This window comes from Neobacillus sp. PS3-40, from assembly GCF_030915485.1.
Lineage (GTDB): Bacteria > Bacillota > Bacilli > Bacillales > Cytobacillaceae > JAUZPL01.
On record NZ_CP133266.1, the window covers coordinates 494,249 to 509,119 of the forward strand.

The 14,871-nt window shown below is 35.5% G+C and carries 12 protein-coding genes and 1 pseudogene; 4 read left to right on the forward strand and 9 right to left on the reverse strand.

The genetic code is table 11. From position 1 onward, the window contains the following. Genes RCG20_RS02480 through RCG20_RS02490 form a run of 3 tightly spaced genes read right to left on the reverse strand, consistent with a single transcriptional unit; the run spans nt 1 to nt 1,031 of the window. Entirely contained in the window at nt 1-270 is a 270-nt protein-coding gene (locus RCG20_RS02480) for a hypothetical protein (RefSeq protein ID WP_308182649.1), read from the reverse strand. Between the two features lie 5 nt (nt 271-275). Next, nucleotides 276-659 carry an SHOCT-like domain-containing protein gene (locus RCG20_RS02485; RefSeq protein WP_308182651.1) on the reverse strand — a complete coding sequence of 128 codons (384 nt, stop codon included), beginning with the start codon at nt 657-659 and terminating at the stop codon, nt 276-278. A gap of 3 nt (nt 660-662) precedes the next feature. Continuing rightward, entirely contained in the window at nt 663-1,031 is a 369-nt protein-coding gene (locus RCG20_RS02490; RefSeq protein WP_308182652.1) for a DUF2089 domain-containing protein, read from the reverse strand. An 822-nt stretch (nt 1,032-1,853) separates the two neighbouring features. Between RCG20_RS02490 and RCG20_RS02495 the strand changes: the two are divergent. Then, nucleotides 1,854-2,593: pseudogene (locus RCG20_RS02495) on the forward strand (transposase). A 914-nt stretch (nt 2,594-3,507) separates the two neighbouring features. On the opposite strand, the gene asnS reads toward RCG20_RS02495, so the two are convergent. After that, nucleotides 3,508-4,899: an asparagine--tRNA ligase gene (asnS, locus tag RCG20_RS02500; RefSeq protein ID WP_308182653.1), complete on the reverse strand. Its 1,392-nt coding sequence runs from the start codon at nt 4,897-4,899 to the stop codon at nt 3,508-3,510. Between the two features lie 285 nt (nt 4,900-5,184). On the opposite strand from asnS, the gene RCG20_RS02505 reads away from it, so the two are divergent. Further along, nucleotides 5,185-5,415, forward strand: coding sequence for a hypothetical protein (locus tag RCG20_RS02505; protein WP_308182654.1), 231 nt, complete (start codon nt 5,185-5,187; stop codon nt 5,413-5,415). Nucleotides 5,416-5,476: 61 nt separating this feature from the next. Here RCG20_RS02505 and RCG20_RS02510 read toward each other — a convergent pair whose 3' ends face one another. The 3 genes from RCG20_RS02510 to RCG20_RS02520 form a co-directional block, all read right to left on the reverse strand. After that, on the reverse strand, nt 5,477-5,953 hold the full coding sequence (locus RCG20_RS02510) for a GNAT family N-acetyltransferase (protein WP_308182655.1): 477 nt from the start codon (nt 5,951-5,953) through the stop codon (nt 5,477-5,479). Nucleotides 5,954-6,008: 55 nt separating this feature from the next. After that, a complete protein-coding gene (gene helD, locus RCG20_RS02515; protein ID WP_308182656.1) occupies nt 6,009-8,339 on the reverse strand; it encodes an RNA polymerase recycling motor HelD in 2,331 nt (776 codons plus the stop codon). A gap of 191 nt (nt 8,340-8,530) precedes the next feature. After that, nucleotides 8,531-9,166 (reverse strand): hypothetical protein, encoded by a 636-nt coding sequence (locus RCG20_RS02520; RefSeq protein WP_308182657.1) that lies wholly within the window; start codon nt 9,164-9,166, stop codon nt 8,531-8,533. A 459-nt stretch (nt 9,167-9,625) separates the two neighbouring features. On the opposite strand from RCG20_RS02520, the gene RCG20_RS02525 reads away from it, so the two are divergent. Then, nucleotides 9,626-10,159 (forward strand): YceI family protein, encoded by a 534-nt coding sequence (locus RCG20_RS02525; RefSeq protein WP_308182658.1) that lies wholly within the window; start codon nt 9,626-9,628, stop codon nt 10,157-10,159. 380 nt (nt 10,160-10,539) lie between these two features. Here the strand turns inward: RCG20_RS02525 and RCG20_RS02530 are convergent, their stop codons facing one another. Together RCG20_RS02530 and RCG20_RS02535 are read right to left on the reverse strand one after the other, a co-directional pair. Next, entirely contained in the window at nt 10,540-10,974 is a 435-nt protein-coding gene (locus tag RCG20_RS02530) for a ferritin-like domain-containing protein (protein ID WP_308182659.1), read from the reverse strand. A gap of 97 nt (nt 10,975-11,071) precedes the next feature. Further along, the gene (locus RCG20_RS02535; protein ID WP_308182660.1) at nt 11,072-12,004 is read right to left on the reverse strand and encodes an ATP-grasp domain-containing protein; all 933 of its coding nucleotides are present in this window, start codon (nt 12,002-12,004) and stop codon (nt 11,072-11,074) included. A 404-nt stretch (nt 12,005-12,408) separates the two neighbouring features. On the opposite strand from RCG20_RS02535, the gene RCG20_RS02540 reads away from it, so the two are divergent. Next, a complete protein-coding gene (locus RCG20_RS02540) occupies nt 12,409-14,838 on the forward strand; it encodes an immune inhibitor A domain-containing protein (RefSeq protein ID WP_308182661.1) in 2,430 nt (809 codons plus the stop codon). Nucleotides 14,839-14,871: the final 33 nt, after the last annotated feature.

Below are 14,871 nucleotides of genomic sequence, written 5' to 3' on the forward strand. Positions count from 1 at the left end.
TTATAATTTTACCATAACTTCTGTGCCATCCATGAATTTTGTTTCGACCAATACAAGCCCTCTATGAACTGAAAGTGCTTGCAATAGTGGTTTTAAATCATTTCTATCCAATTGAGGTAATTTAAATGCATTTCCATCTTTTTCGATAGCTCTATTTGCTATTTTAATCACTAATTTCGATGTAAGAATACCACCACATATATTTAACAAGATATAGGGAACGGGAATAATATAATTTCTATTTTTATTTCTAATTTTTACTTTTATCATCCCGATCACTCAATAACAACAAGGATTTTTTCGCCTTTTGCAGTGGTAATATCGACAATCTGACCGTCAACCTCATTCTCAATAGCATCAATTAATAGGTCGACATTTATATCTTTTACGTATTTTTCAGCTTCAGGAATTCTTTCCGCAATACTTGTTCCTACTTTCAAAACTGCATTTACAAGTTTAATGGGTAAATTCACTTTTACATTATCACCCACTTCAGTTGTGACAATAATTTTTAACATCTTGTTCATGTATGATGTTTCTTTATTAAGTAGGATTGTTTGATTTTTTCCTTGTAAAGCATTAATCAGCTCAGTCGCTTTATCCTTGTCAAGCTTCCCTTCTTCTACCATAGTTAGCACTCTCGAAATTTCCTCATTCATTCCTTATTCCTCCTCTTTCAGCATTTTAAGCGCATCTTCTGCGTTAATTTCACCTTTTTCAAGCATTGTAACAATTTTTTTCTTATCCACTTCAGTCTTTTTATTTGCTGCATATCCTAGAGCTACAATAATATCATCAAGTTTCCCTCGCACAGTAGGGTAGGAAATTCCTAATTCTTTTTCGACTTCTTTAATATTTCCACGACATTTTAGAAATACTTCAATGAAATAGAGTTGTTCTTGGGCCAAAGATGCCAACTTCGAAAACTCAAACTCACTTTCAATCGTTGTATGGCAATGTGTGCAATGTAATTTGGATACTTTTAATTGATTACTACAAACAGGGCAATTTGTGATGATCGGATTAGACATTTTTAACTCCTTTCCTAACTTTAACCATATCATACATCACATTTTCCAAAAAATAAATATATAAATTAAAAATATTGATTAATTTTATAAAAAATATTAATTTTAATAATTTTTAAATTGATTTTATGGATTTCCCTATATAAAAAAACCGAAATGATAACGGATTTTGCTTTCTATCACAAAACTTTAAAATGTATAAAGGTATGTAAGGGAACGTGTATATCAAATTGCATCGTATTTGCGATGTTTTTTATTTGGAAAAAAACGGATAATCCAGTGTTGTTAACAAGGAAACTGAAATTTAATATTCAATTGAAACAAAGAAATGGCACAGTACAGTGTACTGTGCCACAGGCTGTCGAAAAACCCTTCGACAGCTTATTATTTTGCACAGATTATTTAATGATTCACCGCGTTAATTTGTTATAATAATATTAGTATATTAGCTTTGTAACTGGTCTGTTGATTTCCGCTCCAGGCGCTCGCTTTCCGCGGGCGTGCCGGGAAGCTTCCTCAGCGCTGAAGCGCTTGCGGGATCTCCCCTGCCCCGTACTCCCGCAGGAGTCGAGCACCTTCCACTCCAATCAACAGAGTGTCTTTCAATAAGGCTCTTTTCTTAAACTTTGTTGCTAGTTGAAACTAAATTAGAATGGTATTCCAGTTTACCGATAAAAATCGTAGGAAGTTTTTAAGAAAAGAGCACGATACCATTGTTATTTCGGGTTTTTAGACTAGGTACGAAAAACAATAATCTATGCGAAAACAGCCTTCAATAAAGAACTTACGTTCAACTAATAAATAATAAAAAAAGTGGTGAAATCAATGTTTAAGCCAAAAGAGTCTAGTCAAAATGAATATGAATTTGTATCTATTGTTGAATTAGTACCTGATGACCATCTACTTCGTTTGATTGATAAATATATTGATTTTTCGTTTCTTCTAGAAAAAATCCGCCAATATTACAGCGATGATAATGGACGCCCAACTGACCCACTTATTCTTTTAAAATGATATTTATTGGTTATATTTATGGCATTCGTTCTGAACGCCAACTAGAAAGAGAAATTAGAACAAACGTTGCCTATCGCTGGTTTTTAGGTCTAAAATTCAAGGACTCTGTACCTCATCACTCAACGATTAGTTGGAATCGTCAACACCGTTTTAAGGATACTACTATTTTTCAGGAGATTTTTGATGAGATTGTACTTCTAGCAATAAATCATTAAGATGGTTGGCGAACGTGTTTTATTTACGGATTCTACACATTTAAAGGCAAATGCAAATAAAAACAAGTTTACGAGACAAGAAGTGGAAGTAGATACTCGAGAATATTTTGAAATCGCTTATCTAAATCTGGAAAAATACTTTATAAATTTAGAAAGGAAAAAATTGAGCGAAGCTTCGCAGACTCAATAGAGCTGCATGGGCTTCGCTATTGCCGGTTACGGGGATTGAAGAATACATCCGAGCAGGCTCTCCTTACTGCCGCATGCCAAACTATAAAAAAGATTGCAACACATTTAGCTAAATTCGAAAAAGTGTGTTGCAATACTTTAAGTTGATTTACCACCTGTTGATTGGAGCGGAGGGCACTCGACTCCTGCGGGATATAGAGGTCACTGGAGACCCGCAGGCGGTAAAGCCGAGGAGGCTTCAGGACCTCCCCGCGGAAAGCGAGTGCCTGGAGCGGAAATCAACAGGCCCATTTGCAGGGAGCTTTGATAAATTTGGTATTCGGATTCTGAGAAAATAAAAATTGCCGAGAAAAATACCCCTTTCTCGACAATCTGCGGCACAGTACAGTGTACTGTGCCATTTTAATTACAAAAACTTTTGCAAAATAAGGTGCGATTATGTTCATTTTCGAATACGATTAAGGTTTTGCGCCGGGACACAGACCTGTTAATTTACTTACCGTTTTTATTATTCTTTCATCATTTTATTAAACATAAATGAAGTTGTTACCATAGCCAGCCCAAACAATGCAAACATAAGATAAAATCCGTAATCCATTTTTTCACCCCTTCATACCTTTTTTTGTTGCTTATATTACAGCATTGGCACCAATTAGTTTACCTATTTAGATATAATTACTTTGCTAATGATTCCTAATTATTGTTATTTACTAACACTTTTTTCTTCCTTGGTAAGGCAGTTATAGACAGATTGTTAAACTTATTGAAATTACCTGGCATTTTACTTTCTATGCAATGTCCTACCATAATTATAACATTCCTTGAAACTTAAGACCAAGTATTTAACTATATTAACAACTTGAAAATACCACTTTCGACTTTTATCTGTTGGATCAATTTTACCGCTTATTCTCTACTCTTTGATATTTAAGTTAGAGCCAAAAACATTCAAAAGTCGGTCTATATTAATAAAAAAATGACTATCGAATTGATATACAATTCAATAGTCATTTTTAGTGTAAGTGCCAACTTATTACCAATATGGTCAGTGTTACTTTTTATTAAAATTCTGCATTACCAGTTGTTCTTGGGAATGGAATAACATCGCGAATATTAGTCATTCCAGTTAAGTACATAATTAATCGTTCGAAGCCAATCCCATAACCTGAGTGTTTCGTGCCACCATATTTTCGTAATTCTAGGTACCACCAGTAATCCTTTTCATCCATACCAAGATCGTTTATTTTGCCGGTCAGAATATCCTCACGTTCTTCACGTTGGCTTCCGCCAATTAGTTCTCCTATTCCAGGAACGAGCAAATCGGTTGCTGCAACTGTTTTCTGATCTTCATTTAAGCGCATATAGAAGGCTTTGATCTCTTTCGGATAATCCGTAACAAAGACTGGTCTTTGAAAAACTTTTTCGCTTAAATAACGTTCGTGTTCAGTTTGTAGATCTAAGCCCCATTCGACCGGATAGGCAAATTTTTCTTCTGCATTTTTTAAAAGCTCAATAGCTTCAGTATATGTTACACGTCCAAAACTTGCATCGTGAGCCTTATTTAAACGCTCAAGTAATCCTTTATCAATAAAGCTATTAAAGAAAGCCATTTCTTCAGGTGCTTGTTCTAGTACATATGAAATAACATATTTCACCATATCTTCAGCAAGATCCATAATATCTGGAAGCTCAGCAAAAGCTAACTCTGGTTCAATCATCCAGAACTCAGCTGCATGTCTAGCTGTATTGGAATTCTCTGCTCTAAAAGTTGGTCCAAAGGTATAAACATTTCGGAAGGCTAAAGCATATGCTTCTGCAGACAATTGACCACTAACAGTCAAATTCGTTTCTTTATTAAAGAAGTCCTTGGTTGCATCCACTTTTCCTTCTTCATTTTTTGGAAGGTTGTCTAGATCAAAGTTAGTCAAACGGAACATTTCACCTGCACCTTCCGTATCACTGCCAGTAATGATTGGAGTATGAACATAAACAAAGCCTTTATCCTGGAAAAATTTATGAATAGCATAAGAAGCTAAAGATCTTACACGGAATACAGCCGAAAATGTATTCGTTCTAGGGCGTAAATGAGCGATAGTTCGTAAATATTCAAATGAATGCTTTTTCTTTTGTAATGGGTAGTCGACATTTGAGCTTCCCTCTATCACAATATTCGTTGCTTTAATTTCAAATGGTTGCTTCGCTTGTGGAGTCAAGATAAAATCGCCCTCCACAAGAATCGTCGAGCTGATTGGAAGCTTTGTAATATCTTTAAAATTCGCTAGTTGTTCATCAAAAACGATTTGTACTCCTTTAAAGAAGCTACCATCATTTAATTCAATAAAACCAAATGTCTTTGAATCACGAACTGTTCGTATCCAGCCTGACAATTGAACCTTTTGATCGATATAGCTTTCGGAATTTCTATACAAATCCTTGATTAAAGCTTTTTTCATCATTAAATCCTCCTATTACCTATGTAAAAAAAATGAAAAAACCTCCCACCCTAAGGGAAGAAAGGTAAATTTCGTAGTAACAACTAAATTATTCGTTATTTTTACTTTTATCCCTTCAATATTATATAAAATTCATTCAAATAAATCAATTTCCTACAAGAAATTAACGATAATCTGCCTTTTCATTAAAAATAAATATACTTTTCAGATAAATCAGCAGGAAAATTTAGGATGTTCGTCGAATAAATTAATTGAATTTTAATTTCTTGATTGAGGAGGGTTCTTGTGGACAAAATTTCTTGTCTTGCTTTCATCCTGTATCAGTCTTCTAAAAGCCAAGAGATAAAAGAAAAGGCCATTCAATTATTGAATGGCGATATAACACTTCGTGAATTGAAAAGGAATTGTACTATTCAACCTCATCTTGTCATCGCTGAAGGTTTATTGAAAAAGAATAAAATTGATAAAAATCAGGTTCAAGAATTCATTGAAGAGTTTATGCTAATTGAAGCTTGAATAAGGAATTGAAACTTCTCCAAGAGTGTTTCAACAAAACTCGGCACTGGCCGAGTTTTCTTTAGCTTACTTCACATATCCTTTTCTCGTAACAAATAATTTCTTTATTATGTTGCCCTGCAACTGTTTTAAAGGAACGAAATCCTAGAGACTCCCAGAAGGTTTGTGCCCTCTCATTACTTTCTAAAACCCCTAAGCGTACATGTTCTAGCCCTTGCTGAACCATCCATTCTTCATAAAGAAGATAAGACTGAAATCCAAAACCATATCCTTGGTAGTTGCTATGAATCATTAAAAGGCCCAGCCATGGATAATGATCTTTTGGATTTTTCTCCATAAAATCGATGATACCGATATAGGTGTCATCTAGCTTAATAAATACACTTAAGGTGTCTTCATTGAGAAATTCAATCTCTATCTCTGTTAACGTTCGATCCCCTCTACCATTTTCAAGCACATTATATTGCGAATTTGAATTCACTATTTCATGTGCAATGAAAAGTGTTTCTTTCGTTATTTCTTCAAAAGATATTGTCATCACAATTTCCTCACAGACTTTTAAATATTAAAAGTTTAGATTACTCCTCAGAGTTCTAGATCTCCATTTCATAGGTTTCAATCGGTACATCCTTAATTAGCGGACTAATCCCATCAGTTGCAAACATATGCAATACATGCATGGCTCTTGTACAAGCAGTATAGAACAATTTCCGCTCTCTTTCCCTTCTATACTGTGAGCTATCATATAGAATAACAGCATCAAATTCAATCCCTTTTGCAAGATAGGCCGGAATAACAAGAATGCCTTTTTCATACGAAATAGTGCCTTTTTCAATCAAATGGATCGGAATCTCCTTCCGAAGTGTGTCAAAAACAGTTTTGCTTTCAGTTGCTGTTCTGCAAATAACCGCAATCGTGCGATGCCCATCATTTTGGAGCATTTGAATTTTCCGAACCACTTTTTCATTAAGAGAGCAAGCAACTTCAACCAATGTGATGGTTGGCTTTTGACCTTCACGATTGAAAGGCTCAATTTCCCGCCCACCTTCAATCAAACTACTTGTAAATTCCACAATTGGTTTAGTTGATCGATACGTTTTGGTCAAATAGAATGATTCAACATCCTCACCATCAAGCGAAAAATCAGTAAGAACAGTCGCAGCGCCCGTAGCGCCAGAAAAAACTGCCTGATTAAAATCACCCAGGAGCGTCATTCTGCTATAAGGAAAAAGCATTTGAATAGTAGCAAACTGGAACGGTGAATAATCCTGAGCTTCATCAATAAAAATATGACGAATGGCAGTATTTGATTTCCGCCCCTCCAATAAATCCTGCAAATATACAAATGGTGTTGCATCTTCATAGCATATTTTCATATCTTCTAATGCTTCAATTGTCTGATTAGAGATCTTATCCCAGTTGGAAGGGAAAGATGGATCCTCTACACCTATTTCTTCAAAAAGCTGCTGATAGATTGAAGCAATATCTATAAACTTTAACTTTTTGACCTTGGCAAATAACGGTTTGAATTTTTGCTTCACAACCATATCTGCCAGTAGTTTTTGTTCCTTTTCAAAATCGTCAAATGATTTTTCCGTAAAAGAATCCTTATCCTGGAGCTGGTTGTACGCCTCTATAAAGTCTTCTTTTCCAAGAAATTGTAATTCTTCCTCCACCCATTCTTTCGTCCGTTCCTGTTTTATTCTCCTTTTTAATCCCTTTAACAGCCACTCTTTTACAAGTTTAATCCGATTTGGAATCGAAAAATTCTCATCTAGTGCATAAAAGTATTCTTGTATTACTTCTTTGGAAAAGATTATTTCTTTTCTAAAAATGAGATCTTTAAAAATCATTCCTTGTTTCGATAAACGTAACACATAATCATCTATTTGTTTTTTAAATTGAAGGCTCGCTTTAAAACGAATTCCCTCCAACCGAGTATCATAGTTTGCATCATGTTCCATTGAAAGCAAAAACTCCATTTGCTCAAATGGATCCTCCACATCAAATTCTTTTCCCAGACGCTTATTCAAGTATTCCTGAAAGGTTGACTGTTGCATATTTTCTTCGCCAAGCTCTGGAAGTACAGTTGCAACATAGCTATTAAATAGTGGATTGGGTGAAAAAAGCATAATATTTTCAGACTTGATTGTTTTCCTGTAGCGGTATAACAAGTATGCAATTCGTTGGAGCGCTGCCGATGTCTTCCCACTTCCAGCTACACCCTGAACGATTAAAAGTTTACTTTTTTCATTCCGGATAATTTGATTTTGTTCTCGTTGAATCGTCGCAACAATACTCTTCATTTGTGTACTCGCGTCATTTCCAAGGACCTCTTGAAGCATTTCATCACCGATCGTTACTCCCGTGTCGAACATCCCATTTATTTTTGCGGATTTAATAATAAACTGCCTTTTTAACTCCATTTCTCCTTCAATTATTCCCTCAAGTGTCTCGTACCGAACAGGTCCAGGAGCAAAATCATAATAAAGGCTTGAAATAGGTGCACGCCAGTCATATATTAAAAAATTCTCATCATTTTTATCCATAAATGAAGCAACACCAAGATAAACCTGGTCCGTTGTCTGTTCCCCTTTTTCCAAAATATCGATTCGGCCAAAATATGGAGAATCCTTTAGTCTACCGAGTGTTTTCAACTGATTATCATTCTGTTTATGTGTCCGCTCTCGCTCGGAAAGTAATTCAGCCTGCTGCTTTAGGCTTGCGGCTGTTTCAATAATATCATCCTCGCTACTAAAGTCGACAGTAACATCATTCCAAAATGTTTTGCGAATTTCGAGAATATCTGAGCTAATATGACCAACATACCTTTTTATATTAGTAGCTTTATAACTAATTTCTTCGATTACTTTGTCTACACGTTCCTGCTCCATTTTCCATTCGTTACGTTTCATTTCGCTCATCAAATCACCATCCTGAAAAATTTTTAAGAATTTTAATTGACACTAACGAAATAATATGATAATGTTAATATAGGATATTTATAATAATAATTACAAAACATTTCAAACTAACTATTATCATATCACGCACTCTGTATTTTTACAAGTGTGTTTTATTACGCAAAAAACGCCATTATGGCGTTTTTTTTCGTTTAAAGATCTTTCTTTCTTCCATAAACCAACTTTTGATAAAAAATCGCAAGTACAGTCATAATCGAAAAAAAATAGGTGCTCTCCAGTTTTGTAAGTTTACTTTTAAGAAGGTTACATGTAAAAAGGAGTTTATCGAAGCCAAATCTAATGACAAGTAAGCTTAACCAAGAAATCCATCCATTTTTAAACCTGATTAAATAGGTTGAAATGAATGAAACGACTAAAGTATATAGTGGAACAATAATAAAATGTTCATTCCAAGAATGATACCTGCCAATTCCAAATTTGATTTTTCTTAGCTTTGCTAAAACAAATAACAAATTTATCCCAGTAACAAAAGTCATGTTATACAACGTCACTAACTGCACAAATCTATTTCCTTTGCAAAGCTGTTTATACCAAAAGTCACTTAGTTTAAAGTATCCTGGCATCAGTATGAAAGTATAAACTGTTTTCCACCAATTATGTCGGTACACCCCTAATCGTATGAAAACCTCCTCCACTACTGAAAAATATACGCTAAACAATAGCTTAACTTTCCATCCAAACTGAAAAGTTGTTATAAAAATTGCTGAAAATGGAATAAAAATGCCTTGTGATAAAATAGCTCCAAATATATTGTCAAATTTTCGCATTTTGAAAACCTTGGGTCTATACACATATGCCTTAAAAAGATTAAGTACAAAATATTCAAATATATAGGCGAACCCAATATTCGACATTAAATGGGCAAATAACAATTTTCGATTTCTATTTTTATAGAAGGAATATCCTAATATTCCAGAATGAATGATAAATAAAACGAGAAAGGGAATATTCTTCTTTTTCAGCCGTTTCAACTCAAGCACTCATTTCTTTAAGTGGGTTTTGTTTGTTTAGTATCTGTTGATTAGCGAAATATTATAAGCGTCCCTCCTTCTTCTCTTTACTTTTCACTTAAATCAACCTAAATCCAAAATTATTTGAATATTTTCTGAATATTTTTCGAAAAACGATTGACAAGATGTTACATACGACATATAATTACTTTGAATTAAGTTATTTTAAATTCGAGATAAATAAATTAAGACTATTTAAGTGGAGGAGAAATAAAAATGACAAGAACAAAATGGGCAATTGACGCAGCACATAGCAGTGTAGATTTTTCGATTCGTCACATGATGATTGCAAATGTAAAGGGTACTTTTCAAAATTTTAGTGCAATTGTTGAGGCAGATGTAACAGATTTAACTTCTGCAAACATTGAATTTACGGTTGAACTCTCAAGTATTGATACACGTAACAAAGATCGTGATGGTCACTTATTATCAGCTGATTTCTTTGATGTTGAAAAATATCCATCAATGACTTTCCATTCAACCGATATCCAAAAAGCGGATGAGGGCGAATATAATGTAACAGGTGAATTATCTTTACACGGTTTTACAAGACCAGAAACTTTCACGGTAACATTTGAAGGTCAAGGAAAAGATCCATGGGGAAATGAAAAAGTTGGCTTTAGTGCAAAAGGATCAATCAATCGTGCTGACTTTGGCTTAACATGGAATTCTGCTCTTGAAACTGGTGGCGTTCTAGTTGGCGATAAAGTAAAAGTAAACCTTCAAATCGAAGCATCTAAAGCAGAATAATAAAAGAATTCGCGATTAGAGTGCCCTTTAAGGTGATGACAGAGGCGTCGTAGAAACTTGCACGCTCGTTCAAGCCGTGTCATGCGGCACTCACCTGTCTGGGTCATCCTTACCGTTGCTTGCATGTAACATTTATGGATATTAATTCTGTATAGCTAAAAAAGACAGCTCCTACTTTACTTCGGGAACTGTCTTTTTTCATCTTACTGTACAGATATTCCGGTTTATCTATTAACTTCCAATTATATTTCTTCTTCCAATTGACGGACCATTTTTTCACTTAAATTAAATAAATTATTTGTTTTTGCGTAGGTCCGCCCTTTTTCTTCAAACAAAAAACGCTCTCCACTTTTCGGAGAGCATTTTTTGTTTGCTGTTGCTTAATTCGAAACCAGATTTTTAAGAAATTGCACATGTTGTCTATCTTCGTCAATGATTTGTTCGATTAGTTTAGTGCTGTCAGGATCTAAATCTCCTTTTACAATTTCTTCAGATAGTTCAACCGCATATTTATCTTCTGCTTTTAGCATTCCAAGTAAAAGCTCCTCATCTGTTTCAGGAAAACCTTTAATTTCACTCATCCATTCTTGAATTGTACCAGTGAAGCCTGGGCTATCAACAGGTGTCCCTCCTAGATTTTGAATTCTCTCAGCCACCAGTTGGGCATGTCTTTTGTGATCCTGCTGTAATCTTTGTAGTTCCACTTTAAATTTGGCATCATTAGCTTTCTGGATGTAATTTTCATATTGATGAATACCCATGTATCTACCTTTCAAAAAAGCATTTAATTCTTTGACAACCACTGTATTTTCCATGTTTATGCTCCTTTTTATTTTTAGGATTACACATAATATGGCCATTATACATTCAATGTCTTTGGTAAAAAAACGCCCATAAAAAGGGGATTAAATTCTATTTCTCAAGCTCTTCCTTTAAAAATTTTGCCAATTCGAGCATGCCAAATCTACCTGCCTTCATTTCAGCATCAGAATTATAGTTTGTATTGGTGTTGATATCGTATGTAAAAATTTCCCCTTCTATATTACGGATAAATTCAATTCCAGCAACCTGAATCTTGTTGGCCGCAAGAACTTGTTGATATTTTTCGATTATTGGATCGGAGAAGCCATCGATAATTTGGAATTTTGGCTTCTCTTCAACTTCTTCACCAACAGGGCAGAATAAATCCCCTATTTGGCAAGCATCTGCAGGGCATAATTGAAATCCCTCAGATGTATCTACCTTTACCGCATAAACGAATTGACTTCCAACAAATTCGCAACGAGTAATGAAGCTTTCAGGAGATTGGATATATTCTTGAATTAACGTAATCCCATCAACGGGTTCTTCAAATTCAGGACCTTCTACATACTTTCTCAAAGCATCAATTGATTGAAATAATTGTACCCCTAACCCTTTACCTGCACGATTATGTTTTGTGATAAATGCTTGTCCTTTAAATTCACTAGCAGCTTCAAGTATTTGGCTCTTTCCAACTGCTGCAACCGTCTTCGGTGTCTTAACGCCGTGTTTGTTTAGCTCTAAATATTGCAATACCTTACTTATCTCAAGGCTTAATGCTCTTGTCCCATTAAAGACTTTCCTCCCATGAGCCTCAAGCCATGCCAAAACTTGGCCAGCAAACTCTGGAGCAAACCGATGCCCCCTTGTATGTGAAGATGCACTCATGCGGTTATAGAAAATTCCTTCTGGTGGCTCTTTCGTTAAATCAAGACTACCTTGATCTAAATGCCACTCTTCATATGGAACTTGAAGTTCATCGAGTCGTTTCGTTAAATGCATGGTCCATTCAGTATTTTCATGGATAATATATACTTTTTTCAAAATTAAAACTCCCTCTACTTATAAAATCTTTAAATCTAGCAGCAGTACCAACTGTTTCATTCACATCAGTTATGAGTTCAGCTTCATCATGTTTTTTGTTCATTAAATTTCAATTCTATTGTACCACCATCCAAGATTAACACATCATATTTTTAAACAATGTTTGTTTTCCTTTAATTCTTTTAACACCAGCTAAGAAAACAGATATGTATACTGAATAGGATTTGGAATAAGCTTTTCATTCCTAAATGGGATTTTTACTTATTCGAGTGGTTTTTTCCAATAGTAACAATCGACAAATCCCCAGAATTTAGTCGTTAATTGATGAAAACTTAAAGTAGTATTACTTGATTATTTCGAATATTATGTAATTGTACTGAAAAATAATAAGAGGAGGAATTTTATTGAGAAAACTTTTAAAAACAAGTCTCTCCACCGTGGTAATTGCAGGCACACTTTTTACAGGCTTCCCAGGTAACTATGTTTCATCATCCCACGTAGATCTCCTACATAAAGATATTTTGAAAAACTCTCAAACTCAAAATTCACTAGACTTAGCAGTAGTAAATGACGAAAAATTGATCGAGCTCTTAATTAGAAGTGGGGTCATTTCTAAGGATGCATCAGAAAAAGAAAAACAAGATGCATTAAAAAATTATCTAAATCTTAAAGGAAAGCAAGACAAAGTAACAGATTCTGATCCATTGGCTGCTAAAGTAAAAGCAGCTGAGGCAAAAAAACAAAATAAATTTAAAGACTTTACGAACGGCCTATTAAAAGGAAAAGGGAACAAGTATGGTCAGTTGAAGGGAAATCCAGATCCAGTCAAGGAAGGAACTTCACCAGGGGTACAGAAAAAAGGAAAACTACTAACCTTAATGGTTGAGTACTCTGATTTTGCTCACAATAATATTAAACCTATTGAGACAGATAACTATTATAAAGACTATGATACAAAGCATTTTGAGGATATGATTTTTGGTAAAAAGGGTGATTTTAAAGGCCCTAACGGAGAAGATCAAGTATCTCAAAAGCAATTTTATGAGGAACAGTCAGGTGGTACCTACACTATTGAAGGAAATGCTTATGGATGGCTACCTGTACCTGGAACTGCCAAATTTTATGGTGGTGACAAGGCAAGTGGTGGACATGATAACGTTACTCCAGGAGGATCAAAACAATTAGTAAAGGATGCTTTAGTTGCTGCAAAAGCTGCTGGAGTTCCCTTACAAGATTACGATTTAGAAGATCCGCATGACTTAAATGGAAACGGAAACTTCTGGGAGCCAGACGGTTTGGTTGATCACTTACAAATTATCCACTCTGGTATGGGTCAAGAAGCTGGTGGTGGCACGCTAGGTAATGATGCCATTTGGTCTCACCGTTCCGCCGTATTCTATGATCCAGATGGTTTAGGAAAAGGTTTACCAGGATTTTACGACTATACTGTAATGCCTGAAGATGGAGCAACAGGAGTATTCGCTCATGAATACGGACACGATTTAGGCTTACCTGATGAATATGATACTATTTACTCTGGTACTGGCGAAGCAATTGCCTATTGGTCGATAATGGCAAGCGGCTCATGGGCTGGTAAAATTCCGGGTGCAGAACCATCTGGCTTCTCACCTTTTGCAAAGCAATATTTCCAATCAACTCTTGGGGGCAAATGGACAGCACCAACCCTTGTCAATTGGAACGATGTGTCAACAAACGGATCTCAGTTCTTACTTGACCAAGCTAATTCACCTCTTGGGCAAAATAACCAAGCAATTCGTGTAAACTTACCACAAAAGAAAACACCTGTTAACATTCCCGCTGCAGGAAGCTACGAATACTGGGGTGGGCAGCAAGATGAAATGGATACAAATATGGTGACGAATGTAGATTTAACAGGTAAATCATCTGCAACTTTTACATTCGATGCTTGGTATAATACTGAAGAACAGTGGGACTTTGCTTTTGCACAAGTATCAACTGACAATGGCGCAACTTGGAAATCATTAGGAAACGCTAACACACGTTCAGATGTTGTCCCTGAAGGTTATCCAACTATATTAAATTCAATGCCTGGATTTACAGGTGATTCGAATGGATGGCAGCAAGAGTCATTCGACTTAAGTGCTTATGCAGGTCAAAAAATCCAACTTCGCCTTCGCTATGCTACAGACTGGGGCAGTTCATATATTGGATTCTTTGCTGATAACATTAAGGTTATCGCAGATGGTCAAACACTAGTTGATGATGGAGCAGAAAACGCTACTTCTCCATTTGCTTTAAACGGCTTTACAAAGATGGATGGAAACAAACTAACAAATCATTACTATTTACTAGAATGGCGCAGTCATAATGGTGTCGATCAAGGCCTAGGGCATATTAAACGCGGCAACTCAATAATGAGCTATGATGGTGGTTTAGTAGTATGGTATGTTGATGACAGCTTTACCGAAAACTGGACTGGACCAGTAAGTGTAGGAGGCCATCCTGGTGATGGATTCTTAGGTGTAGTTGATGCGCATCTTGGTCAAGACTTACAGTGGCTCTTAATGGGTGGCACAACTGCTGAAGCAAGCACACGCTATCATATTGCGGATGCTGCATTTGGATTAAATCCTACTTCTGGTTTGAATTTAATCTATGGGGATCCTAGCAATCCAACCCAAACATTAGTTGAACCAAGCCAAGAGGCAGTTTCTCTATTTAATGACAGCAACTCATTCTTAAATACATTCATGCCAGATGCCGGTCGAAACATTGGTCACTTCGGACTTAAAGTTCGTGTGAACGGCCAATCAACAGACAAATCAGTTGGATCGATTGTGATTTATAAGTAAAAATTAGAATCCCACCTTCTCATTTTTGAAGGT